Source organism: Rhizobium sp. WYCCWR 11146, assembly GCF_013591995.1.
Classification (GTDB): domain Bacteria; phylum Pseudomonadota; class Alphaproteobacteria; order Rhizobiales; family Rhizobiaceae; genus Rhizobium; species Rhizobium indicum.
The window spans coordinates 1-23,860 of the sequence record NZ_JACCEY010000004.1; the positions used below are offsets into that span (position 1 = coordinate 1).

The following is a 23,860-nucleotide window of genomic DNA, read 5'->3' on the forward strand; positions in this document are numbered from 1 at the left end:
ACCTGCGACATCAAGGATCCCAACCAGAACATCAACTGGGTGCCGCCGCAGGGCGGCGAGGGGCCGGTCTATCCGAATATGTGAGGCGGATTATCCCCACCGCGACAATTCTTGCGTGCTGACGCCTTCGTGATCGCCTTCTGCCGGAGGCTGTTAGCCGTTCGTTAACCATAATTTCCTTAGCTTGCGACATCAAGTTGACGCACTAAGGACACATTTATGACGATCTCCCGCCGGGGCTTTCTGATCGCTCTGCCGCTTTTCGTGGCCGGCTGCTCTTCGACCGGTCTGAACAGCCAGACAAACTATGCCGCACTTCCGGACGAAAAATTCCCGTTGAAGCAGGTGCCGATCGACAAGATCAAGCCGGAGCTCCGCCGCCAGGAAGTGGCCTACGAAACCACGCATGCTGCCGGCACCGTGATCGTCGATACACCCGCGCGCCGCGCCTATTACGTCCTCGGCGGCGGCAGGGCGGTGCGTTATGGCGTCGGTGTCGGCCGCGAGGGGCTGGCCTTTGCCGGTAACGCCTATATCGGCCGCAAGGCCGAGTGGCCGAGCTGGACACCCACCGAAAACATGCAGCGCCGCGAGGAGCGCTATCGCAAGCTCGCCGGCGGCATGCCGGGCGGCCCGAACAACCCGCTCGGCGCGAGGGCGATGTATCTTTACCGCGGCGGCGGCGACACGCATTTCCGCATTCATGGCACCAACCAGCCGCAATCGATTGGTCTCGCCATGTCGAGCGGCTGTGTCCGTATGATGAACCACGATGTGATCGACCTCTATAGCCGCGTCGAGGTCGGCGCCAGGGTCGTCGTCATCCAGGCCTAAGATGTCCGTTCCAAGCTCGGTAAGGACGCCATCTCCATTGAAAAAGCCGCCGCAGCGATGGCTGCAGGCGGCTTTCGATCTGCTGTTGGTGTTGGATTTCAGCGGCGTGGTGTGGCGATACCTGTCGAAAGCGCCACGCCGATGCCGGTGATCACGGCGGCGCTGATTTCCGTCATGCCGATCGCTTCGCCAAGCAGCAAGCCACCGCCAAGCGTCGCCAGCACCGGCGTCAGCGCCGTGAAGGCGGCGGCCTGAGTTCCGCCGAGTGTTCTGACGGCGGTGCCGTAGGCGACCATGGCGACGAGGCCGGAAAGAACGCCCTGGCTCAACACCTGCAGGCCGATCTCCGGGAGCGTAGCCTGTGGCAGCGAGATGCCGAAGATGAGGGCAAGCGCGCCCATGATCAGGAAAGACCAGACGGCGATCAGGGCGCTCGCCTGCACGGCGGTCAGACCGGAGCGGCGGAAGGCATGCGTATAGCTTGCCCAGAGAATGGCGCCGGCCGGCAGCAGCACGAAGCTCGTCCATGGCAGCGAGGCGTCTGCAAGGCTGCGCGTGAGCAGGATCAGTACGCCCGCGACGATCGCAACGAGCCCAGCGATGCGGGTGCCGTCAGGCCTTTCGCGAAACAGCACAATGCCGATCAGCGCCGCGGCGAGCGGCATCGAGCCGCCGAGCAGAATCCCCGAAGAGGCGGCCGGCGTCGAATGGATTGCGAGCGTCGTCAGCAGGAAGAAGACGGCGCCGGAACCGGATACCATGATCGCCAGCAGGTGAAGCGGCAGCGCCTTCGGCAGCAGCCCCGTCTTCAGCCAGACGGGTGCAAGCACCAGCGCCGGAATTCCGAAGCGGATCAGCCCGATGTCGATCGAGCCGAGCGGCGTTGCGGCGCTGTGGCGGGTGACCAGAAACCATGTCGCCCAGATCAGCACGGTAATAGTGCCGCCGGCATAACCCAGTACCTGCGACGGCGACTTGTCGTTCGTGAAAGCAATGGTGGTCATCGTCCTGTCCTTTCCTTCATCCGGAGCCTGTCCGGTTGAAGAGAAGACTAGCGCCAAAGGTCAGGGCATGTCCTTGCTATCTATGGCTCAAAAATCATGCTATGCGCAATCTTCTGCCAATTGATGCCAACAGGGATCGCGAAAATGCCAAATCTCGATAAATTCGATATTGCCATCCTGAAGTGCCTGCAGGAGGATGCGCGGGCCACCAATGTCGAGATCGCCGAGAAGGTGAACCTGTCGCCGTCGCCCTGCCTGCGGCGCATCCGCAATCTCGAACGGTCCGGCATCATCCGCGGTTACACGGCGGATATCGACCGCAAGGAGGTCGGTCTCGGCCTGACCGTGTTCGTCGAATTCAAGGTTGCCCATCACAGCCGCGAGAATTCCGAGGCGCAACAGAAGACATTGCTCGCGATCCCCGAGATCGTCTCCTGCTTTCTAATTTCGGGCACGGCCGATTTCCTCGCGGAAGTGGTGGTGGAGGATCTCGCCGCCTATGAGCGGCTTCTGACCGAAACGTTGTTGACCCTGCCGAATGTCAGCGACATCCGCTCGAACTTCGCCATCCGCAGCATCAAGACGCATGGCCCGTTGAAGCTGCCCGAGGGGAAATAATTCCCCTCGGGCTTGCTTGCGGGTTAGAGCAGCGTCCCGCTGAGGATGAGCAGCGCCACCGAGAAGTAGATGACGAGCCCGGTGACATCGACCAGTGTGGCGACGAAGGGGGCCGAGGCGCTGGCTGGATCGAGCCGGAGCTTCTGCAGCACGAAAGGCAGCATCGAGCCGCAGATCGAGCCGAAGGTGACGATCCCGATCAGGGCGGCAAACACCGTGACGGCGACCATCTGCCAGTGCGGACCGTAATCGTAGAGCCCGGCCGACTGCCAGAAGACGATGCGGATGAAGCCGACCAGGCCGAGGATCGCGCCGAGCACGATGCCGGTCGGCAGTTCACGCAAAAGCACCTTCCACCAGTCCGAAAGCTTCAGCTCGCCGAGTGCTAGCGCCCGGATGATCAGCGACGTTGCCTGCGAGCCGGAATTGCCGCCCGAGCTCATGATCAGCGGGATGAACAGCGTCAACACCACGGCCTTTTCCAGCTCGCCTTCGAAATGCTGCATGGCGCTTGCCGTCAGCATCTCGCCGAGGAACAGCGCTGCGAGCCAGCCGGCGCGCTTGCGGATCATGCCGGCGAAGCTGATCTTCATGTAGGGCTGGCCGAGCGCCTCCATGCCGCCGAACCTCTGTGCCGCTTCCGTCGTGTCTGAGATCATCGTGTCGATCACGTCGTCGACGGTGACGATGCCGAGCATCTGCCCATGTTCGTCGGTGACGGGCAGGGCGAGCAGGTCATGCTTGCGGATCAGCCGGGCGACATCCTCCTGCTTCATCAGCGGATCGGCCGAAACCGGCGCGCCCTTCTGTGCCACAGAGAGGATCGAAGCGTCCGGCTCGCCGGTGATGAGGCGACGCAGTGTCACCACATGCAGCAGCGCATGGCTGACCTCGTCGAGCACATAGATGGCGTAGACGGTTTCGCGCGAGCGTTCGACCTGGCGCACATGGTCGAGTGTGCGGGCGACGGTCCAGCTATCAGGCACGCTGACGAACTCCGTCGTCATGATGCCGCCGGCCGTGCGGGGCGGATAGCCCATCAGATGCTGGATCGCGATGCGCACCGGTTCGTCGAGGCTGGAGAACAGCCGGGCACGGGTCTCGCCGTCGAGTTCGAGCAGCACGTCGGCGACGCGGTCGTTCGACATGCCGTGCAGCAGCCGTGCGGCGTCCTCGGCGCTGATCAGCGCAAGGATCTGTGCGGCGTTGCGAAGCTCCGGCCGGTCGAGAATGTTGACCGCATAGTCGAGCGGCATGCCGATAAGCACCCGCCCGGCGTCCTGGACGCTCAGCGCGTTCAACGCTTCGACGCGTTCGGCGATCGTTGCGCCGCGGCTGTTGTTGATGAAGGCACGGGCGGCATGGCCTGCCCGAAGAGGGAAGCGATTGATATTCATTTGAGGCTCGCCTTTCCGTCGATCCGCCGTAGCGTCCGATCGGGCGAGCCGACAGGAGTCGGTCAGCGCACGAGGGTCGCGTACGGCAAAGGCAATCGACTGCTACTGTCGCTTGGCATCGTTATGATGGCTCCGTTGAAATCCGTGCCTGACGAGTGTCATCCACGTGAATGCTAGGTGGTCCCGAACGCGGAAAAAGTCAAGCGGGGTAAATGCTTAACGCCAGAATGTCGCACCCTGCGATGCGCCATTCCAGGCGGGTATGGTTTATATGACCTTGCAGGAAACACCGGGCCTGCCGGCTGCGATCTCAGAATCCTGCGAGCACAGCCTTGCCCTTCATCCTGCCGCTTTCGACCATGGCATGCGCCGTCTTGAGGTTTACCGCATTGATCGGCCCGACGATCTCTGAAAGCGTCGTGCGGATCTTTCCAGCGTCGATGAGCTCGGAAATCTTGTTCAGCAGCTTATGCTGCTCGATCATGTCAGGCGTGCCGTAGAGCGGGCGGGTGAACATCAGCTCCCAATGAACGGAGACGGCCTTGCGCTTGAAGGGCACGATGTCGAGCGTCTTCGGATCGTCGATCAATGCGAAGCGGCCCTGCGGCGCGATCGCTTCGACGATGTCGCCGATATGGCTGTCGGTATTGGTGGTCGAGAATATGAATCCCGGCGCGCCGATGCCAAGCGCTGCCACCTGCGGCGCGATCGGCCTGGAATGGTCGACGATATGATGTGCGCCGAGTTCCTTCACCCAGTCCTGCGTTTCCGGCCGCGAGGCCGTTGCGATCACCGTCAAGTCGGTCAATGCCCGGGCGATCTGGATGGCGATCGAACCGACGCCGCCGGCGCCGCCGATGATCAGGATGGAGCGTCCCGCTCCCGAAACCGCGTCCTGCACCTTCAGCCGGTCGAACAGCGCCTCGTAGGCCGTAATCGAGGTCAGCGGCAGGGCGGCCGCGGCAGCGAAGTCGAGGCTCTTCGGTTTGGTGCCGACGATGCGTTCGTCGACGAGGTGGAATTCGGCATTGCTGCCCGGGCGGCTGATGACGCCGGAGTAGAACACCTCGTCGCCGGGCTTGAACAGGGTGACATCGGCGCCGATGGCCTTGACGACGCCGGCGGCATCCCAGCCGAGCACCTTAAGCTCGTCTGCGGGCGGTGCGGAATGGGCGCGCACCTTGACGTCGACGGGATTGACCGAAACCGCTTTGATTTCGACGAGCAGATCGTGGCCCCCAGCCTCCGGCATCGGCAGCTCGACATCGATCAGCGAGGTTTCGGCGGAGATCGGTTGGGGCGTTTTATAGGCGACGGCGCGCATGGGAAACTCCTGTGTTCGTTGCACGGAAGCTAGATGCGCATTATGTGCTGACAACGCAAGAATGCACAAATTCTGTACGTAGTACCCAAAAGGATACTGTAAATGTCATTGCCGCGCGCCAAGCTCGTCAAGAATTTTCCCGGCTGCCCGGTCGAAGCGACGCTGACTTACCTCGACGGGAAGTGGAAGGGCGTTATCCTCTTTCATCTGATGCAAGGAACTCTGCGCTTCAACGAATTGCGGCGTAAGCTGCCGGCTGTGACCCAACGCATGCTGACCAAGCAGCTGCGTGAACTGGAAGAATCCGGCCTGGTGTCACGTACCGTCTATCCGGTCGTGCCGCCGAGGGTCGAATATGCAATGACGCCGCTCGGCATGACGCTGAAGCCCGTGATCCAGGCATTGGCCGCCTGGGGTGACGCTTATGTCTTCTGCAGCCCGGAAGGCCGCGAGCTGCGCCTGGCCTCAGACGGCCTGCGCGCTCCGGTCGCGGCGCTCGAGGCGTAGCGAGGCCGCAAAGACGAAGAGGCCGAGGAAGGACAGCGCCGCGCCGACATAACCGGTTGCCGCAAAACCGTAACCTCCGGCGATGACGAGGCCGCCGAGCCAGGCGCCGATCGCATTGGCGATGTTGAAGGCGGAATGGTTGGACGCGGCCGCAAGCGTCTGCGCGTCGGCGGCAACATCCATCAGCCGCGTCTGCAGCGCCGGGCCGGCGGCAAAACCGCAGCCGACGAGGAAGACGGAGAGACCGAGCAAATAGGGATTGGCGGCGGTCAGCGAGAAGGTGGTGAGCACGACGATATTATAGATGAGCGACCCGCCGATCGTGCCGAGCAGCGATTTGTCGGCGAGCCACGAGCCGATGAAATTGCCCGCATTCATGCCGACGCCGAAGAGGACCAGCATGATCGGGACCGCCGTTTCCGGCAGCATCGCCACCTCAGTCGTCGTCGAGGCGATATAGCTGAACATTGCGAACATGCCGCCGTAGCCGACGGCGGCGATGCCGAGCGTCAGCCACACCTGCGGCCGGCGGAAGGCGCCGAGTTCACGCAGGAAGCCCGCTTCCGCGGAAACCCTGTCCTTTGGAACGTAGAACCAGATCAGCGCCACGGTCAGCAGGCCGAGCACGCCGACCGAGAAAAATGCCACCTGCCAGTCGAGCGACTGGCCGAAGAAGGTCGTCAACGGCGTGCCGAGAAGTGTCGCAACGGTGAGGCCGAGCATGACCCGGCCGACGGCACGGGCGCGGCGATGCGCCGGCACCATCGAGGCGGCGACAAGGGCCGCGACGCCGAAATAGGCGCCGTGCGGCAGGCCGCTGACGAAGCGCAGCAGCGTGAAGCTTTCGAAGGTCGGCGCCATGGCGCTCGATATATTGCCGGCGGCAAAGATCAGCATGAGAGCCAAAAGCAGCGTGCGGCGCGCCATCTTCGCGGCGAGCACGGCAATGACCGGTGCGCCGACGACGACTCCGAGCGCATAGGCGCTGATGACGTAGCCGGCTTGCGGCGTGGTGACCGAGAAGGTCTCGGCAACATTAGGCAGCAGCCCCATGATCGCGAATTCGCCGGTGCCGATGCCGAAGCCGCCGCAGGCGAGCGCCAGCTGGACCAGCGCCACGGTCATTGCCGACGGCAGCACTTCATCCTGGCTATCAACTGAAATATTGGCGGCAATCTCACTCACGAGAGCTCCTCGAGGCGGTTTCTGCTTGGCAATGGCGCCCTGGCGCAGGCGCGGCCGCAAGCCGATCGGTGGAAATGGCGGGAGGTGGAGATGATGTCTCCGGTAGACCCATCTATCCGTGAGCTCGCGGCTGCCGTCGAGTGCATTTTTTGCAGTGCAGCGTCCTGCTATGTGCATACGTCTATTGCAATTTTTGCATTTCTGCCCTTTGTCAGGAAAGAAGGCTGCGCTTGAAATCGCCGATACCGCAACCATCTCAGGGGCAAGGCAGGAGCATTTCCGCGCCAGGGACGGGAGCTCTTATGAAGCTTATAGGCTTTTTCAATCGCGACGGCGGGACCTTTAAGACCACCGACATGCTGGCCTACGAAAAGAGGGCAGAGGCGGCCTTCCGCGAAGCGGGGCATGATTTCGACGCCATCGTCTTCTCAGGAAAGGAAATCGTTCCCGCCATGGAGCGGGCGGCCAAGCGCGACGATATCGACGGTATCGTCGCCGGCGGTGGCGACGGCACCATTTCGGCGGCGGCATCGATTGCCTGGAAAAACGGAATTGCGCTCGGCGTCGTGCCCGCCGGCACGATGAACCTCTTTGCCCGCTCGCTGCGTGTGCCGCTCGATATCTGGCAGGCGCTCGATGTGCTTGCCTCCGGCGAGGTCGACAATGTCGATATCGCCAGCGCCAACGGCCGGCCCTTCATCCACCAGTTTTCCGCCGGCCTGCACGCCCGCATGGTGCGCTACCGCAACGCCTACAGCTATCGGTCCCGGCTGGGCAAGATCCGGGCGAGTACGAAGGCTGCCTTGGGCGTCATCTTCAACCCGCCGGAATTCGAGGTCGAGTTCGAGGCGATTGGGATGCGGGAGCGCCGCAGGGTGTCGGCGATATCAGTCTCCAACAATCCCTTCGGCGAGAACGCGCTGCTCTACGCCGATAATTTGAGAAGCGGCGAACTCGGCTTCTACACGGCAAATCCGTTGAAGCCTCTCGGTGTCGCCCGTCTCGCCATCGACATGCTGCGCGGCAAGGTCCGTGAGAATGCCGATGTCATGGTGATGCACCCGGCCGAGGTGCAACTGCATTTCCCAAAACTGCGCTTCAAGGCCAATTGCGTTATGGACGGCGAGTTGCTGCCGCTCGAACGCGACGTCTCGATCCGGCTGCATCCGGGCGAATTGAAGGTCCTCGTCAAGCAGGGCCTCGCCGCTCAGGTGAATGCGGACGAACGCCGCGAGCCCGCTGCGTAAGTCGGCCGCTGCGTAAGTCGCCCGCTGCGTAATTTCAGAGCCGCGGCAGATAGGTGCGGTAGTCGAAATCCGAAACGGTGCGCAGATGCGCAAGCGCTTCCTTGCGCTTGGTGTCGCCATAGAGCGCCTGATAGCGCGCGCCGAAAATATCGGCGATGAACGGCGAGGTGCGGAAGGTCTCGACGGCGCTGAGGAAATCATGCGTCAGTCGCGTGGTATTCGCCGGTATGTGCGAGGGCGTGGTCTCTTCGCCGGGGTCGAGTTCGCCATCGAGACCGGTGAGCATGCCGCCGAGGATCGCTGCCAGCAGCAGATAAGGATTGGCGTCGGCGCCGGCGACGCGGTGTTCGATGCGTGCGGCCGGACCATCCTTGTCGGGGATGCGGATCGCCGTGCCGCGATGGCCGCTGCCCCAGGTCAGATCGACAGGCGCAAACGAGCCCGGCTGGAAGCGGCGGTAGGAATTGGCGAAGGGAGCGAAGATCAGCTGCGCCGCGCGCATGGTATCGAGCAGGCCTGATATCACAGATTTGATGAGCTTCGGCTCGCCGCCCTCGGCATCGAGAATGTTGCGGCCTTGCCCGTCGATGATGCTCGCATGCACATGCAGGCCGGAGCCGGCATGTTCGGAATAGGGCTTGGCCATGCAGGTCGATTTCAGCCCGTGGCGGCGCGCCGCCTGTTCGGCGATGCGCTTGAGATAGAGGCAATCGTCGGCGGCTGCCAGCGCATCCGCGCGGTGCAGCAGGTTGACCTCGAACTGGCCCGGACCGAATTCCGCCGTCGTCGCATCCGCCGGCAGGTCCTGCGCCCTCGCATAGGCCCTGAGAGTCCTCAGGTAGTCGTCGAGCGCGTCGACGGCGCTCATGTCGTAGAGCTGGAAACCGTTCGGTTCGCCGCGATAGGTGAGGCTTTCGGGCGGGCAGGGGCGTCCGGTCTCTCGCCAGTCTCCCGACATCACGTAAAATTCCAGCTCGGTGGCGACGACGGGCGTCAGCCCGCGCGCCGCATAGCGCTCGACCACCGAGGCGAGGATGGCGCGCGGATCCATGAAGCTCGGGCTGCCGTCGAATTCGTGCATGGTGGCGAGCACCTGCATCGAGCCCTCGGGCGCCCAGGGCATCGGCGCCAGGCTGCGCCAGTCGGGGATGACCTTGCCGTCGGGATCGCCGATCGTCAGCGACAGGCCGGTGATGTCGTCATTATCGTCGCCCCAGATGTCGAGCGACTGCGTCGAGGTCGGCAGGCGGATGTCACCGGCCCAGACCTTGTCTTCGGCGCCGGCCGGAAGCTGCTTGCCGCGCAGGTCGCCGTTCATGCCGACGATCAGGATCTCGAAACGCGGGTCGTCGCCTTTCGTCTTGCCGTCCATCCTGTCGCTTGCCATGACCTTGAAAATCCCCCGGGACAAGGCCAAGCTCCTATCCCATCGACATCAGCCTTTCAATCCGCGAGGGTCTTTACCAATCATGCCCGATTCTTACCCACCCTCGAATCTTGCCGCGATCGACGCCGCGCACCACCTGCACCCCTTCGCCGACATGAAGAAGCTGAATGCCGAGGGCGCGCGTATCATCCAGCGCGGCGAGGGCGTCTACATCTTCGACAATCACGGCAGGAAATATCTCGATGGCTTCGCCGGCCTCTGGTGCGTCAATATCGGCTATGGCCGCCGGGAGATCGCCGATGCCGCCACCAGGCAGATGAATGAGCTGCCCTATTACAACACCTTCTTCGGCACGACCTCGACGCCGGCGACGCTGCTTGCGCAGAAGGTCACCTCCCATGCCGGCGAGCGATTCAACCATATCTTCTTCACCGGCTCCGGCTCGGAGGCGAACGACACCTGGTTCCGCATGGCCCGCGTCTACTGGAGCGCGGTCGGCAAGCCGTCGAAGAAGATCGTGATATCAAGGAGAAACGGTTACCACGGTTCGACGGTCGCCGGCGCCAGCCTCGGTGGCATGAAATATATGCACGAGCAGGGCGACCTGCCGATACCGGGCATTGTCCATATCGGCCAGCCCTACTGGTACGGCGAGGGCGGCGATCTCTCACCTCATGAATTCGGCCTCAAGGTTGCCCGCGAGCTCGAAGCGAAGATCGACGAACTCGGTGAGGAGAATGTCGCCGCCTTCGTCGCCGAGCCGGTGCAGGGCGCCGCCGGCGTCATCATCCCGCCCGAGACCTACTGGCCGGAGATCGACCGCATCTGCAAGGCGCGCAATATCCTGCTGGTGACCGACGAGGTGATCTGCGGTTTCGGCCGACTGGGCGCCTGGTTCGGCCACCAGTATTTCGGCGTCGAACCCGATCTGGCGCCGATCGCCAAAGGGCTTTCCTCCGGCTACCTGCCGATCGGCGGCGTGCTCGTCAGCGACCGCATCGCCGATGTGCTGATCAACGATGTCGGTGATTTCAATCACGGCTTCACCTATTCCGGCCACCCGGTTTGCGCTGCCGCAGCCCTCGAGAACCTGCGCATCATCGAGGAGGAAAGACTGGTCGAACGCGTGCGCGACGATATCGGCCCCTATTTCGGCAGGGCCTGGGCAGAGCTGGCAGACCATGATCTGGTCGGCGAAGCCGTCAGCATCGGCCTGATGGGCGGCCTGCAGCTTGCCGCCGAGAAGAGAACGCGTACCCGTTATGCCAAGCCCGATCAGGTCGGTGCGCTGATGCGCAATCACGCGCTGGCGAACGGTCTGGTGCTGCGCGCCACCGGCGACCGCATGCTCGCCTCGCCGCCTCTCGTCATCAGCCACGCCGAGGTGGACGAGATGGCGAGGATTACCAGGCTGGCGCTGGATTTGGCCTGGAAGGAGCTGAAATCCTGATTGCGCTCAGCCCGGCTGATTGACCCAGGCATAGCCGAAACGATAGCTGTCGTCGCCGCGCCCATAGACATAGGGCACGTCGATCACCGACGCCTGCGGTGCGGACACGCCGAGATTGGCCTGTAGCCATTGAGCCATGGCCGGGGGAAGTGTTTCGCTTCCGCCCTTCTGCGGGAGGAGCCACACCAGGAGAAGCGGTCGCCGGCCGGTAAGATCCGGGTTGAAGCCGGGATAGTCCACAGAGAGGATCGGCACACCGGGAATATCCTGCCTGAGATTACCGGCAAGCAGGCTGTCGTCGGCAAGGATCGCCGCCGGTTCGGCCTGTTTGCGCAATGTTTCCAGCATGCCGGCATAGGGCCTGTTCAGCCGCTCGTAATGACCGGTAAAGCGCGCAGTCGCAACGCTCCCGTAAAGGGCCGCCGGTACGCCGATCATGATGACGGCGAGGATGGGTATAAAACGCCGGAACGCTCTGTCTGTTGTGACGCCTGCGGCCTCGATCTTCAGGCAGAAATAGAGCGGCAGGATGAAGAGCATCGGCACCAGCCAGCGATCCTTGATGCCGGCCGCGCCGCCGAAGACGATCAGAAGCAGAATGCCGGCCAAGAAGACGAGCATCATCCGCTCGAGAAGCCGCGTCCATTCCGAGCCGGAGGCGAGCGCCGGACGAAGGCTCTTGCCGAAAACGATCGCGAACACCGCCACGGTCAATGCGGCAAAGCTGATGGTGGCGAGGGCGAGCGAACTGACGCCCATGGACACCTGCTTAAGATAGCTCGCATCGCCGCTCGCAGTCATCTTCTCCAGCGTGCGTGCGGTGGCGAAATCGAGATTGTCCTTCAGCCAGAAGAGATGCGGCAGGGTGATGACGAGCGCCACCGCCGCCGTCAGCACCAGCCGCCAGTCGAAGATCCGCGGCCGCAGGCGCGCATCGGCCAGCGCGGCAATCAAGGCTGCCGCCGGCAGGATCGCGAAATTGTATTTGGCAAGCAGTCCGAAACCAATGCCGATGCCTGATATCAGGTAGGAGGCAAGGCTCGGCTGCTTCAGGCTGCGAATGAAACCGTAAAAGAAGATGCTGGCCGAGAAGAACACCGCGACCGTGTGAGTCAGGTCGCGCTGCATCTCGAAAGCCATCTGCGGGATCGTCAGCAGCCCGAGCGTGGCGATCGCCACCAGCGCCTTGTCGCGCAGGACAAGCCGCGCGGTCAGGCCGTACAGCAGATAGGAGATGAACAGCAGCAAGTTCTTCACCACCGAAAGCGCGGTCAGCGAGACGCCGGCAAACTGGAAGACGGTGTATTGCAACCAGTTGTAGAACGGCGGCTGCGGGCCGTAGCCGGCGGCAAGCCATTGCGATCGGAAGGCCTGTTCGGCCTCGTCGAGATCGAGCGAATGCGAGGTTGCGAGCCGCACGCCGACCTGGAGCACGAAATAGGCTGCCAGCAGAACGAAGATCCAACTGATGTCGCGACGGTTGCTCTCGGTCATCCTATCTGGTCTCCGGCCGAACCCAGGCGTAGCCGAGCGCGAAATTGTCGCCCTGGCGGCCGAAATAATAAGGAAGCGACAGCGAGCCGATCTCCTGCAGCGCGATGCCGGCCGCCGTCAGCGCTGATGAGAACCGCTCCGGCATGACCGCATCGGCAGCCGTCGCCGTCTGCTTGCCGCGCCAGACGATCAGCACCGGCCCCTTGGCCTCGGCATAGGCCGGAATGCCCGGTGCCGGAAAATCCGGGATCACCACCGGCACATCGGGAAATTGCAGCCGCATGTTTCCGCCGATATAGGTGTCGGAAGCGATCACCAGCGCCGGCTCCGCCTGTCGCGTCATCTCGCGCGAAAAACCCGCCATCGGCACATTCGGCCGGCTGTAAGTGCCGATCAGCCCGGCACCGACGACGCGGAAGCCGAGTGCGATCAGCACGCAAGCCATCAACACCGGCAGCACCAGCCGGAAGCGGCGCAGTCCGGCGGAAAGCTCGAGCCCGGCGGCTTGCATCTTCGCAAGGAAATAGATCGGCAGCACCAGCAGGAAGGGGTCGAGCCAGCGCTCGCGAACAGTCGTCGAGCCGGTCAACAGCACGATCAGAACGATGCCGGCAAGACTTGCGAGCATCATCCGCTCCATCATCCCAGTCCAGCGGTTGCCCGCCGAAAGCGCCCGGACAAAATCCCGGCGGAAGGTGGCGGCGAAGATTGCGACAGGCAGCGCCGCAAAGGCGATGATGGCGACGAGAAAGGCGAGAAGGCCTTTGCCGATCCGCACGGCGCCGGCGGGTTCGCTGCCGGCGGCCATCTTGACCAGAGTGTCGGAGGAGGCGAATGCGAGATTGCCCTGCAGCCAGATCGCGTGCGGCAGGACGATGACGAGCGCAACAGTGATCGCTGCCAGCATGCGCCAGTCGAGCGCCCGGCGTCGCCATTCGGCATCGGGCAGGATGGCGATCAAGGCGACGATAGGCATCAGCGCGAAATTATATTTCGAGATCAGCCCGATGCCGGTCGCAAGCCCGAGCAGCAGGTAGCTCGCCATATCGGGCCGGTCGAGCGTGCGGAAGAAGCCGTAGAGAAACAGCGCGCTAGCAAAGAGCAGCGCCGTCGTGTGGGTCAGATCCTGCTGGGCCATGTAGGAGACCTGGGGCAGGGTGATCAGCGCCAGCATGCCGACGGCGGCAAGCGCCTCGTCCTTCAGCGCGCGCCGCCCGGCAAGGCCATAGAAGAGATAGGACAGGAACAGCAGGATGTTCTTCGGAACGATCAACGCGCCGATCGACATGCCCGTCACCGAAACGACGGCATATTGCATCCAATTGTAGAAGGGCGGCTGCGGGCCGTAGCCCGCCAGCAGATATTGCGAGAAGAAGGATTGCTCCGCCTCGTCGAGCTCCAGCGAATGCGGAAGCACGATACGCAGCACGATGTTGAGCACGAAATAGGCTGCAAGCAGCAGGCCCGCGGTTTTGATCGTCCTCGTCGCGCGCTCCAGCATCGTGCTGCCGGCTTAGGCTTGGCTTTGATCGTCGAAGATCTGCCGCACGATATAATTCGGTGAGGCATCGTCGCGGTAATAGGTGCGCGCGATCATTTCCGCCAGGATGCCGGTGGTGATCATCTGCACCGACGACAGCAGCAGTACCACGCCGACCATCAGCATCGGTCGCGTGCCGATGTCGTTGCCCAGGATGAACTTGTCGAAGCCGAGATAGAGCAGGATCAGCATGGCGAGGGCGCCGAGGCCCAGGCCGAGCGAACCGAAGAAATGCCCCGGCCGCGCCTTGTAGCGCATGAAGAACATCACCGACAGCAGATCGAGGATGACGCGGAAGGTGCGCGAAATGCCGTATTTCGAAACGCCGTGTTCGCGGGCATGGTGGGTGACCGCCATCTCGCCGATGCGCGAGCTCGGGACGACACCGGCGACCCAGGCGGGGATAAAGCGGTGCATCTCGCCCATCAGCTTCACCTGCTTGATGATCGAGGCACGGTAGATTTTCAGGCTGCAGCCGTAATCATGCAGCTTGACGCCGGTGATGCGGCCGATCAGGTAGTTGGCGCACCAGGAGGGGATCTTGCGCAGGAACAGGCCGTCCTTGCGGTTCTTGCGCCAGCCGACCAAGAGATCGAGTTCACGCCGTTCCAGCTCGGCGACCATCGAAGGAATGTCCTTCGGATCGTTCTGCAGGTCGCCGTCCATCGTCGCGATAAGGCGGCCACGGGCGGTATCGATGCCGGCCTGCATGGCGGCTGTCTGGCCGAAGTTGCGCTGCAACTCGACGATCCTGAGCGCCAGCCCCTCGTGTCCGACATACTTCCGGGCGTTGACGAGCGTCGCATCCGTGCTGCCGTCGTCGACGAGGATCAGCTCCCAGCGATGGGGGTAGCTGACCATCGCAGCCACGACACGCTCGACGAGCGGGCCGACGCTTTGCTCTTCGTTGAAAATGGGCACGACCAGCGACAGTTCGAGCGATTGTACCGGATCATTCGTACCGCGAATGGGCTCTACGGTTGTCTGCAACTTTCATCTCCAAAAGGCCGGGCGGCCGAGCAATCTTGAATGCTGCCGCCGCACTTGCGGAAGGCTACTACATGAAGTGTCCGCCGGTTGCCAGCCGGCAATGCCTGTTTCCCGCAATCGGCTGATCTGCCGGGGCGCTATTTCGCGCCGCCTTCCACCCAGGAGTAACCAATGGAGAAGCTGCGTTTGCCGTCACCGAAGAGATAGGGCAGGGTCAGCGTCTTCAACTCTGGCAGATGAATGCCCGATTTGACGAGGTCATTGGCGAAGCCGGGGGAAATTGTCGGATCATCTGCGGTCTCGCCGCGCCAGATAACCAGAACCGGCCCCTTCGCAGCCGCATATTCGGGAACTCCGGGACCGGGGAAGAACGGGATCACGACGGGAACGTCGGGAAACTCCAGCCGCATGTTGCCGGCAACGAACTTGGTTCCGGCCACGATGAGAACCGGCTTGCGGGTCGCGGTCAATTCAGCCACGTAGCCGGAAAAGGGTACGTTCGTTCTCGTATAAGTGCCGATATATTGAATGCCGACGATCCGGAAAAGAAGGATCGACAGGATGACGACCATGAAGACCGGCACCACGGGCCGGAAGCGCGCAAGACCGGCGGAAAGATCGATGTCTGCGGTTTCCAGTTTCAAGAACAGATAGATCAGCAGGACGAGCAGACATGGGTCGAGCCAGCGCTCGTGGATATCGCTCGCGCCGGCGAAGAGGACCACGCCGACGAAGGCGAGCAGGCTGATGAACATCATCCGCTCGATCACCCGGATCATCGGGCTGGAAGAGGAGAGCGCGCGAAAAAAGTCGCGCCGGAAGGCGGCCGCGATGAGAACGATTGGCAATGCGACGAAGCCGAGGACTGCGATCACGAGAGACAGCAGTCCTTGCCCGATGCGGGGGAGGCCGGCCGGCGCCAGGTGTTCGGCAGTCATCCGCTCGAGTGTCGGCGCAGACGCGCTGAGGAGATTGTCAGGCAGCCAGAGAGCATGCGGCAGCACGATCAGAATGGCGAGCACGGCGGCCGGCAGCAAACGCCAGTCGATGAGACGGCTGCGCCATTGCCGCTCCGGCAGCACGGCGATGAGGGCGGCAAAGGGCAGGATGGCGAAATTATACTTCGAGATGAGCCCGATGCCAGTGGCAATGCCGATGAGGAGATAGCTCCCGATCGTCGGCTGGCGCAGCGTGCGGAAAAAACCGAAAAGGAAGAGCGAGGTCGCAAACAGCAGGGCAACCGTATGGGTCAGTTCGCGCTGCGCCATCAGGCCGACCTGCGGCAGGGTAATCAGGCTCAGCATGGCGACGGCTGCGAGCGAACGGCTCTTCAGCACCTCCCGGGCAGCAAGCCCGTAGAAGAGATAGCAGCCGAAGAGAATGATGTTCTTCGGCACCGAGAGCACCCACATCGATATGCCGGTCACCGAAACGATGGCATATTGGATCCAGTTGTAGAAGGGCGGCTGCGGGCCGTAGCCGGCAAGCAGGTATTGCGAGTAGAAGGATTGCTCCGCCTCGTCGAGATCGAGCGTATGCGGCAAGGCGATGCGAAGCGCGATGTTCAGCAGGAAATAGGCCGCCAGAAAAATGCTTGCGCTCGTAATGCTTCGGGTAATCCGCTCCAACATCGATCTCCACGTCAAGCCGGCAAGGTCCGATCGGATCGTCGGCGTGGAAGCATGTTCGCCACCGCCGCCATCAACTCCGTCGTTGTGCGCAACCTTCATTTCTCCTAAAAGGCCTGGCGACGGAACCGCTGCCTATGCCGAAGCCAAGCGAGGAATGCCTACTACATGAAGAGTTCGATCGTTGAAAGCCGGCAATCCTGGTTTATGCGCAATCGCATGACCGTTCTGACGGTCGTCATCGTCGCAGCCTATGGCCTCTTCATCCAATGGTTCTGGGGTTGGCCTGTTATCATCAGGCAGTGGGCCGATGTCGGCGCAGGTCCTGTCATCGGTGCGCTGGTGCTGCTGACGAGCACCTATTTCCTGCGCACCTGGCGCATCTATGATTATTTTCCGAAGGAAACGGCTGGCCGGTTCGCGGTCCTCTTCCGCGTCACGCAGATCCACAATCTCCTGAACATCATGCTGCCCTTCCGCGCCGGCGAGACCAGCTTTCCGCTGCTGATGCGCACCGAATTCGGCATTCCGCTGACGCGCGGAACCTCGGCGCTGTTCGTCATGCGGCTGCTCGACCTGCACGCGCTTCTGGCCGCCGCCGGCATCGGCTTTGCGATCGCTGCCGCGAATGCAGCTCTTGCGTGGTCGCTCTGGGCGGCCTACCTGCTGCTGCCGGTCGCGGCCTTCGCCGCCCGCAAGCCGCTGCTGCGCCTGGCCGCCAAGCTGCTGCCGAAGAAGGCGCAGAAATTCGTCGTCGAGATCGAAAACGGATTGCCGCTCGATGCCATCGCCTTTGCGCGTGCCTGGGCGATGACCATCGTCAACTGGCTGGTGAAGGTGATGGTGCTCGCATGGGCGCTTGGCCTGATGGGCGTGCTGCCGATGGCGGCAAGCTTCGGCGGCGCGCTCGGCGGCGAGCTCTCCTCCGTGCTGCCGATGCATGCGCCGGGCGGCGTCGGCACCTATCCGGCCGGCATCACTGCCGGCGCCATCGCCTTGGGCGCTTCGAGCGAGCGGCTGGCGCTGGCCGCGCTGGCGCAGGCTAGCGTCAATGCCCACTTGCTGATCATCGTCTCGGCGCTCACCGGCACCGCGATCTCACTGCCGCTCGGACGCCGCGGCAAGCTCTGAAATCCGTTTTCTCAAAAACGCCTGCTCCGGCTCCTGCCGGCAGAGCGACAGCGCTGTTTGATAAGCGGCGATCGCCTCTTGCCTCCGGCCGAGACGGCGCAGGAAATCGGCACGCGCCGAATGGGCGAGGTGATAGGCCTGCAGCTCCCGGCGTCCCAGAATGGCATCGACCAGTTCCAGCCCCTTCGCCGGCCCTTCCGCCATCGTAATCGCCACGGCGCGGTTGAGCTCGACGATCGGCGAGGGCTGTGCGGCCAGAAGCAGATCGTAATAAAAGGCGATCCGCCGCCAATCGGTCTCTTCGGCAGCCGGCGCCTTGGCATGCTCGGCGGCAATCGCCGCCTGCAGCGTATAGGTGCCGATCTCTCCCGCTTCCATCGCCGCGGCGAGCAGCGCCAGGCCTTCCGCAATCTTCGCATGATCCCAGAGCGAGCGGTCTTGATCGGCAAGCAGCACCAGCGATCCGTCTCCGACGCGGCGGGCGGTGCGGCGGGAATCCTGCAGCAGCATCAAGGCCAGCAGACCGGAGACGTCGGGATGCGGCAGCAGCGCCAGAAGCAGTCGCGCCAGACGGATCGCTTCTGCGGTCAGATCGGCGCGGACCACCTCCTCGCCCGAAGAGGCCGAATAGCCCTCGTTGAAGACGAGGTAGATGACGTGCAGCACCCGGTCGAGTCGCGGCGGCAGCGCCTCGCGGCCTGGCACCTCGTAGGGGATCTTCGCCGCCCGGATCCTGCCTTTGGCGCGCACGATCCGCTGGGCCACCGTCGGCGCCGGAATGAGGAAGGCATGGGCGATCTCTTCGGTGGTCAGCCCGCAGATTTCTCTGAGCGCCATCGCCATCTGCGCATCGGCCGGGATGAGCGGATGGCAGCAGGTGAAGATCAGCCGCAGCATGTCGTCCTCGATCGGTTCCATGTCGCCGATCTCCGTTGCATCGGGCGTGTAGAGGCTGTCCTCGATATGATGCTGCGAAGCATCGAAACGCGCCCGCCGCCGGATCGTATCGATCGCCTTGAAGCGCCCCGTCGAAACGAGCCAGGCGAAGGGATTGCCAGGGATGCCGTCCGTCGGCCATGTCCGGGTGGCGGCGGCAAAGGCGTCGTGAAGCGCCTCCTCCGCTCGGTCGAAATCGCCGAGCAGGCGGATCAGCGTTGCCAACACCCGGCGCGACTGCGTTCGGTAGATCTCCTCGATCACACTTTCCAAAGGGGCACCTCAGTCCGGCAGGGTCAGTATCCGCACGGGCCGGAGTTCGACCGCGCCGAAACGCGCCGACGGGATCCGTCCGGCAATCTCTTTTGCCTTCGCCATGTCAGGTGCCTCGATGACATAGAAGCCGGCCAGGTGCTCCTTCGTCTCGACATAGGGACCGTCGGTGGCAGACAGCGTGTTGTTGCGAACCCGCAGTACCATCGCCTGGTCAGGCATCTCCAACGCGTCGGAATGGATCATGATGCCATCGCGGAGCAGTTCCTCGTCGAAGGCGAAATGGGCTTTGATAAGTTCGTCGGTTTCATCAGGCGTCAGCGTTCCGTCGGTGTCGGTGCTGTTATAAATCAGGCAGATGTAGCGCATGACTATTTCCCATCCTGGATAGCGTAGGTCGGGCGCACTTCGATCGAGCAATATTTGAGGATCGGAAAACTCGACACGATCGTCTTCGCCTCGTCGATATTCTCGGCTTCGATCAGCACAAAACCGCCGAGGTGCTCTTTGATTTCGGCAAATGGGCCATCGGTCGCAGAGACTTCGCCATTGCGCAGGCGGACCGTGATCGCTGTTGACGGTTCATGCAAGGCGAGCGCCACCAGCAGATGACCGCTCTCGCGCCAGCGATTGTCGCTGATGATGCACTCCTGTGTCAGCGCATCCCATTCGGTCTGAGGGACCAGCTTGCTTTTTTGAGTGTCGAACCAGATCTGGCATAGAAATTTCATTGGTCTCTCCTCATTTAGCTCCGAATTCGTGGATTGGCCGCACTTCGATCGCGCCGAGCATGGCGAGCGGGATGCCCGCGGCAATGCGGATCGCTTCGTTGAGATCCTTGGCCTCGATCAGGATAAAGCCGCCGAGCGCCTCCTTGGTCTCGGCGAAGGGACCGTCTGTCACCGACGTCTCGCCATTGCGCACCCGTACGGTCACCGCCGATTTTGGCGGCTGCAACGCCTGGGCGACGATCATATGCCCGCTTTCGACGAGGTCCTTGTCATAGTTCAAGGAATTGGTGTCGAGTTCGGTCTTCTCCTCTTGCGTCATCGCGTCGAGCACCCCGCCATCGAACCAGACCTGACAGAGATATTTCATCGCGGCAGCCTCCTTGCCCTGTTCCCATAAACATGGACGAACGACCTGCATGCATTTCGACAGCGCCGCGAAAAAAATTGTGCGGACGAGGTGTCGAAATCGCAAGGCAGCACTCGACAAGGCTTCATCGAAACCTGTCGAGGAGAATGGAAATGAGCATTCTTGAAATCGCCCTGGCAAGTCACATCTGGGCACGTCGCCACGAGAAGCGTCAGCTGGTAGTACCCGACGATGCCGATGCGCTGAAGGTTCTCCTGCGCATCGCTTTCGTCGTGGTGGCCTTCACCCTGCTGATAGCAGGGCTGAATCTTGCCGCCGGTAAGCCGCAGATGGTGGCCGAGGGCTCGGCGCCTGTCGTGACGGGCAGATGAGGAAACGGCCTATTGGAAGGCCGTTTCGAAGAAGCTGCGCAGCTTGCGTGAATGCAGCGCTTCCTTCGGCATGGCGGCAAGCTTCTGGACGGCGCGGATGCCGATCTGCAGGTGCTGGTTGACCTGCGTGCGGTAGAAGGCCGTTGCCATGCCCGGCAGCTTCAATTCGCCGTGCAGCGGCTTGTCGGAGACACAGAGCAGCGTGCCATAGGGCACACGGAAGCGGAAGCCGTTGGCGGCGATCGTTGCCGATTCCATGTCGAGCGCGATCGCGCGCGCCTGGGAGAGCCGCTTCACCGGCCCACGCTGGTCGCGGAGTTCCCAGTTGCGGTTGTCGATCGTGCCGACGGTGCCGGTGCGCATGATGCGCTTCAGCTCGAAACCCTCATAGCCGGTGATTTCGGCAACGGCGGCTTCGAGCGCCACCTGCACTTCGGCCAGCGCCGGGATCGGCACCCAGACCGGCAGGTCGTCGTCGAGAACATGGTCCTCACGCATATAGGCGTGGGCGAGAACATAGTCGCCGAGCCGCTGGCTGTTGCGAAGACCGGCGCAATGGCCGAGCATCAGCCAGGCATGCGGGCGCAGCACGGCGACGTGGTCGGTGATCGTCTTGGCGTTGGAGGGGCCGACGCCGATATTGATCATGGTGATCCCGGCATGGCCCTTCTTCTTCAGATGGTAGGCCGGCATCTGCGGCAGGCGGGTGAGGGCGGAATCCGTTTCCGGCGCGTTCGAGCCGGGAAGGGTGACGACATTGCCGGGCTCGACGAAGGCGGTATAGCCGTCGCCGCCCTCCGCCATCAGCTTGCGCGCCCAGCCGCAGAACTCGTCGATATAGAACTGGTAGTTGGTGAACAGCACGAAATTCTGGAAATGTTCCGCATGCGTCGCCGTATAATGCGACAGCCGGGCGAGCGAATAATCGATGCGTTGCGCGGTGAACGGAGCCAGCGGCGAGGGCTCTCCCGGCGGCGGGATATATTCGCCGTTGGCGATCTCGTCGTCGGTGGTGTTGAGGTCGGGCGTGTCGAAGATATCGCGCATCGGAACGTCGACGAAGGCGTTGGTCGACGCTTCTACATGCGCTCCCTCACCGAAGGCGAAGTGGAGCGGGATCGGCGTCGACGATTCTGAGACGACGATCGGAACATTATGGCTCTTCATCAGCAGCGACAGTTGCTCCTTGAGGTAATGCTTGAAGAGCTTCGGCCGGGTGACGGTCGTCGTGTAGATGCCGGGTGCCGTGACATGACCGTAGGAAAGCCGCGAATCGACATGGCCGTAGCTTGTCGTCTCAATGCTGACCTGCGGATAAAATGCGCGGTAGCGCGAGGAGATCGGCGCGCCCTGCGCAAGTTCGCTGAAGCTCTCGATCAGGAACGCCGTGTTGCGCTCGTAAAGCGCTGTCAGCGTCTCGACCGCCTTGGCCGGATCGTCGAAGCTCTGGGGCTGGAAAGGCGGTGGAGAGGATGTGTCGAGGGGCGACAAAAGGGAGATTCGTTTGTTCATGACGCATTATAGAGAGTTGTTCTTGACAAGCAAACGACGCGCGCCGGCGGATTCCGATTTTTTGTCCTCTTCCGCGTCTGCTGCGAATGCCTGTCGCCCAACGTGCGCAGCGGTTTTGAGACGACGACATGCATAAACCAAAGACTTAAAGCGCATCGCGATGCGCTTTACTCACCGCACCGCAGGCGCGCAGAAGGTGCCGTTTCTCTCCAGGCAGGTATAGCTCGCCCCGAAATGCGACTGCGCGCCGCCGCCGCCATCGTGCACTACGACTGCCGAAAACGTGACCGCGAAGATCGCCGCAAACAGTGTGATGATGCTAAGGCGTCTTGCCAGAATATAGTGGTTCATTGCCTTGCCCCCGATACGCAACTCTATCGTGACATGAGTTTTGCCATGCGGTGGCTGAATGAGTGCTGAGATGCCGGTTCATCCGCCGTTCAGCTTGCCGGGCCGGCTCGGGCCGGTCGCCAAGGGTTTCGAGGCATGCCTGCGTCGACATGCTTGGCGTTTTGGAGGATGGCTGCGCAACTGCGTTACGATACGCTTATAAGTTGGTTCGACTAGTCTTCGGCCGGCCAATCCCGCGCGGTATGGATCACCCGCAAGATGACGACGCTTTCGCGTCCCGCGATCGACCGCAGCTCACAGGAAATTATGTAGGGGAGCCGGGTGAGGGATTTTTCATAAGTGCCAGTTATTCGTCCTGGCCGACCGGTTGCAAATTCGCCAAGTTTCTTGCCGGCATCCTCGATGGCGTCCACAACCCTTTCGGCCGCATCGGGGTTGTTCTTTGCGATGTAACGCAGAATTTCCAGATTATCCTGATGTGCTTCCTTCGACCAAAGAACCGGCCTCATCCGCGCGGGGTTTTCCTACGCTTGGCATCCGCGATGACCTTACGCATTTCGGCGACAGCCTGCTCGTGCGGTATAACGCGCTCAGCTTCCGCATCGGCCATGCCGCGCTTGATACCCTCGATGATTTCAAGCTCGCGCTCCACATATGCCGCTACGGCCTCGCCAGCGAGGAATGATTTGCTGCGTTGCGTGTCGGCCGCAATCCTGTCGAGCTTTTCTTTTACGTCGGGGCGGACCCGAATTGTCATGGTCGTGCTGCCGGCCATTTCGAAAACTCCTGTGTTGAGCTGTGTACACTCTAACACATCCCGGCCGTTACCCGCTATCCGCCCCGCGTTCTCTCAGAGCCGCGTCCAGGTCTGTGACTTGCAGAGGATCTTCATCACGCAGCCCTGCATCCTCAGCGAATTGCCGGAAATCTTGCCCGAGCCGCTATAGGTCTTCTCGGCGGCCGGGTCGGTGATCTCGCCGGCATAGCTGCCGCCGGTTCCCGCAAGCGTGCCGATCTTCCGGCCGGCATATTTACCGGTCTTCAGCGTCACGCAGTAACTGCCGCCGCAGGATGCGATCACCGCCGTATCGCCGGCGGCCGTCTTCCAGTTGCCGACGATCGGCTCCTCGGCATGCGCGATACCCGCGATGACTGTTATGAAGCCGGCGAGAACGAAGCTGCGGATCATCTTTTCCTCCATGATATCCTTGATCGCCGCGAAAATAACTGACGCGAACGTAAAGGTAAACAGGGTCGATCGCTATCATGTTGACCGGCTGAAAATCACGAGAAAAGCCGTGCGGCGAGCTTTCAAAGATATCGCCTGCTGATTTCATGATGAACGATCCGTTTATTTTCAAATCTGAATCTTTCGTAAAATCCGCTCGAAAATCCTTAATTCGCAGGGAGTCCGATGTTTAACGAAAATCCAATTTTACCAAGTGTTTGCACTTTGTTTGTCTCAAATTAATCATGCATTTTAGGCGTTTTTTGAAAGCCGTTTGGCATAGTGAACCCATCAAACGAGCGGGGCAAACCCGCCGGACCGGAAGGGCCGCAAGCCGCGATAGACGGCAAGGCCT

At 62.1% G+C, this 23,860-nt stretch carries 26 protein-coding genes; 8 read left to right on the forward strand and 18 right to left on the reverse strand.

Annotated features, from left to right (window positions below):
* Together HX899_RS35640 and HX899_RS01545 are read left to right on the forward strand one after the other, a co-directional pair.
* The coding region (locus HX899_RS35640; protein WP_162731480.1) for a 4Fe-4S dicluster domain-containing protein at positions 1 to 84 on the forward strand (84 nt) is incomplete at its 5' end.
* Positions 85 to 219: 135 nt separating this feature from the next.
* A complete protein-coding gene (locus HX899_RS01545; protein WP_012756735.1) occupies positions 220 to 834 on the forward strand; it encodes a L,D-transpeptidase in 615 nt (204 codons plus the stop codon).
* 98 nt (positions 835 to 932) lie between these two features.
* Here HX899_RS01545 and HX899_RS01550 read toward each other — a convergent pair whose 3' ends face one another.
* Positions 933 to 1,838, reverse strand: coding sequence for a DMT family transporter (locus HX899_RS01550; RefSeq protein ID WP_138328448.1), 906 nt, complete (start codon positions 1,836 to 1,838; stop codon positions 933 to 935).
* 96 nt (positions 1,839 to 1,934) lie between these two features.
* Here HX899_RS01550 and HX899_RS01555 point away from each other — a divergent pair, with 96 nt between their 5' ends.
* The gene (locus HX899_RS01555) at positions 1,935 to 2,456 is read left to right on the forward strand and encodes an Lrp/AsnC family transcriptional regulator (RefSeq protein WP_173862918.1); all 522 of its coding nucleotides are present in this window, start codon (positions 1,935 to 1,937) and stop codon (positions 2,454 to 2,456) included.
* Positions 2,457 to 2,479: 23 nt separating this feature from the next.
* On the opposite strand, the gene mgtE is transcribed toward HX899_RS01555, so the two are convergent.
* Both mgtE and HX899_RS01565 read right to left on the reverse strand, forming a co-directional pair.
* Entirely contained in the window at positions 2,480 to 3,853 is a 1,374-nt protein-coding gene (mgtE, locus tag HX899_RS01560; RefSeq protein WP_138328446.1) for a magnesium transporter, read from the reverse strand.
* A gap of 310 nt (positions 3,854 to 4,163) precedes the next feature.
* Entirely contained in the window at positions 4,164 to 5,177 is a 1,014-nt protein-coding gene (locus HX899_RS01565) for a zinc-binding alcohol dehydrogenase family protein (RefSeq protein ID WP_138328445.1), read from the reverse strand.
* Between the two features lie 102 nt (positions 5,178 to 5,279).
* Between HX899_RS01565 and HX899_RS01570 the strand changes: the two genes are divergently transcribed.
* A complete protein-coding gene (locus tag HX899_RS01570) occupies positions 5,280 to 5,684 on the forward strand; it encodes a helix-turn-helix domain-containing protein (RefSeq protein ID WP_138328444.1) in 405 nt (134 codons plus the stop codon).
* Here the strand turns inward: HX899_RS01570 and HX899_RS01575 are convergent.
* Positions 5,643 to 6,869 (reverse strand): MFS transporter, encoded by a 1,227-nt coding sequence (locus HX899_RS01575; RefSeq protein WP_138328443.1) that lies wholly within the window; start codon positions 6,867 to 6,869, stop codon positions 5,643 to 5,645. The two genes, HX899_RS01570 and HX899_RS01575, sit on opposite strands and share 42 nt — an antisense overlap.
* Positions 6,870 to 7,171: 302 nt before the next feature.
* Between HX899_RS01575 and HX899_RS01580 the strand changes: the two genes are divergently transcribed.
* On the forward strand, positions 7,172 to 8,116 hold the full coding sequence (locus HX899_RS01580) for a diacylglycerol kinase family protein (protein ID WP_138328442.1): 945 nt from the start codon (positions 7,172 to 7,174) through the stop codon (positions 8,114 to 8,116).
* 34 nt (positions 8,117 to 8,150) lie between these two features.
* Here HX899_RS01580 and HX899_RS01585 read toward each other — a convergent pair whose 3' ends face one another.
* Positions 8,151 to 9,503, reverse strand: a complete 1,353-nt coding sequence (locus HX899_RS01585; RefSeq protein ID WP_138328970.1) for a glutamine synthetase family protein — start codon at positions 9,501 to 9,503, stop codon at positions 8,151 to 8,153.
* 82 nt (positions 9,504 to 9,585) lie between these two features.
* On the opposite strand from HX899_RS01585, the gene HX899_RS01590 reads away from it, so the two are divergent.
* Positions 9,586 to 10,953, forward strand: coding sequence for an aspartate aminotransferase family protein (locus HX899_RS01590; protein WP_181291541.1), 1,368 nt, complete (start codon positions 9,586 to 9,588; stop codon positions 10,951 to 10,953).
* A 6-nt stretch (positions 10,954 to 10,959) separates the two neighbouring features.
* Here the strand turns inward: HX899_RS01590 and HX899_RS01595 are convergent, their stop codons facing one another.
* From HX899_RS01595 to HX899_RS01610, 4 genes are all read right to left on the reverse strand, one after another.
* On the reverse strand, positions 10,960 to 12,447 hold the full coding sequence (locus tag HX899_RS01595; RefSeq protein WP_138387683.1) for a glycosyltransferase family 39 protein: 1,488 nt from the start codon (positions 12,445 to 12,447) through the stop codon (positions 10,960 to 10,962).
* Between the two features lies 1 nt (position 12,448).
* Positions 12,449 to 13,948 (reverse strand): glycosyltransferase family 39 protein, encoded by a 1,500-nt coding sequence (locus tag HX899_RS01600; protein ID WP_138387682.1) that lies wholly within the window; start codon positions 13,946 to 13,948, stop codon positions 12,449 to 12,451.
* A gap of 12 nt (positions 13,949 to 13,960) precedes the next feature.
* On the reverse strand, positions 13,961 to 14,977 hold the full coding sequence (locus HX899_RS01605) for a glycosyltransferase family 2 protein (protein ID WP_138387681.1): 1,017 nt from the start codon (positions 14,975 to 14,977) through the stop codon (positions 13,961 to 13,963).
* 137 nt (positions 14,978 to 15,114) lie between these two features.
* Complete coding sequence (locus HX899_RS01610; protein WP_181291596.1) at positions 15,115 to 16,608, reverse strand: glycosyltransferase family 39 protein; 1,494 nt, start codon at positions 16,606 to 16,608, stop codon at positions 15,115 to 15,117.
* Between the two features lie 165 nt (positions 16,609 to 16,773).
* Between HX899_RS01610 and HX899_RS01615 the strand changes: the two genes are divergently transcribed.
* Positions 16,774 to 17,736: a lysylphosphatidylglycerol synthase domain-containing protein gene (locus HX899_RS01615; protein WP_181291542.1), complete on the forward strand. Its 963-nt coding sequence runs from the start codon at positions 16,774 to 16,776 to the stop codon at positions 17,734 to 17,736.
* On the opposite strand, the gene HX899_RS01620 is transcribed toward HX899_RS01615, so the two are convergent.
* From HX899_RS01620 to HX899_RS01635, 4 genes are read right to left on the reverse strand one after another with little or no spacing between them, the layout of a single operon-like run.
* Positions 17,704 to 18,945 carry an RNA polymerase sigma factor gene (locus tag HX899_RS01620; protein WP_181291543.1) on the reverse strand — a complete coding sequence of 414 codons (1,242 nt, stop codon included), beginning with the start codon at positions 18,943 to 18,945 and terminating at the stop codon, positions 17,704 to 17,706. The two genes, HX899_RS01615 and HX899_RS01620, sit on opposite strands and share 33 nt — an antisense overlap.
* A 9-nt stretch (positions 18,946 to 18,954) precedes the next feature.
* Complete coding sequence (locus tag HX899_RS01625; RefSeq protein ID WP_181291544.1) at positions 18,955 to 19,314, reverse strand: YciI family protein; 360 nt, start codon at positions 19,312 to 19,314, stop codon at positions 18,955 to 18,957.
* Positions 19,315 to 19,316: 2 nt separating this feature from the next.
* Positions 19,317 to 19,676, reverse strand: a complete 360-nt coding sequence (locus HX899_RS01630; protein WP_181291545.1) for a YciI family protein — start codon at positions 19,674 to 19,676, stop codon at positions 19,317 to 19,319.
* 10 nt (positions 19,677 to 19,686) lie between these two features.
* Entirely contained in the window at positions 19,687 to 20,043 is a 357-nt protein-coding gene (locus HX899_RS01635) for a YciI family protein (protein WP_138328432.1), read from the reverse strand.
* Between the two features lie 152 nt (positions 20,044 to 20,195).
* On the opposite strand from HX899_RS01635, the gene HX899_RS01640 reads away from it, so the two are divergent.
* Complete coding sequence (locus HX899_RS01640; protein ID WP_246413095.1) at positions 20,196 to 20,414, forward strand: hypothetical protein; 219 nt, start codon at positions 20,196 to 20,198, stop codon at positions 20,412 to 20,414.
* A 9-nt stretch (positions 20,415 to 20,423) separates the two neighbouring features.
* Here the strand turns inward: HX899_RS01640 and HX899_RS01645 are convergent, their stop codons facing one another.
* The 5 genes from HX899_RS01645 to HX899_RS01665 all read right to left on the reverse strand — a co-directional run bounded on the left by HX899_RS01645 (position 20,424) and on the right by HX899_RS01665 (position 23,466).
* The gene (locus HX899_RS01645) at positions 20,424 to 21,926 is read right to left on the reverse strand and encodes an AMP nucleosidase (protein ID WP_138328430.1); all 1,503 of its coding nucleotides are present in this window, start codon (positions 21,924 to 21,926) and stop codon (positions 20,424 to 20,426) included.
* Positions 21,927 to 22,097: 171 nt separating this feature from the next.
* The gene (locus tag HX899_RS01650; RefSeq protein WP_062944158.1) at positions 22,098 to 22,277 is read right to left on the reverse strand and encodes a hypothetical protein; all 180 of its coding nucleotides are present in this window, start codon (positions 22,275 to 22,277) and stop codon (positions 22,098 to 22,100) included.
* Between the two features lie 212 nt (positions 22,278 to 22,489).
* Positions 22,490 to 22,786 (reverse strand): type II toxin-antitoxin system RelE/ParE family toxin, encoded by a 297-nt coding sequence (locus HX899_RS01655; protein ID WP_181291546.1) that lies wholly within the window; start codon positions 22,784 to 22,786, stop codon positions 22,490 to 22,492.
* Positions 22,783 to 23,052 (reverse strand): CopG family ribbon-helix-helix protein, encoded by a 270-nt coding sequence (locus HX899_RS01660; protein ID WP_138387675.1) that lies wholly within the window; start codon positions 23,050 to 23,052, stop codon positions 22,783 to 22,785. Before HX899_RS01660 ends, HX899_RS01655 begins: the two co-directional genes overlap by 4 nt.
* Positions 23,053 to 23,127: 75 nt before the next feature.
* Positions 23,128 to 23,466, reverse strand: coding sequence for a DUF2147 domain-containing protein (locus HX899_RS01665; protein WP_062944226.1), 339 nt, complete (start codon positions 23,464 to 23,466; stop codon positions 23,128 to 23,130).
* Between the last annotated feature and the right edge of the window lie 394 nt (positions 23,467 to 23,860).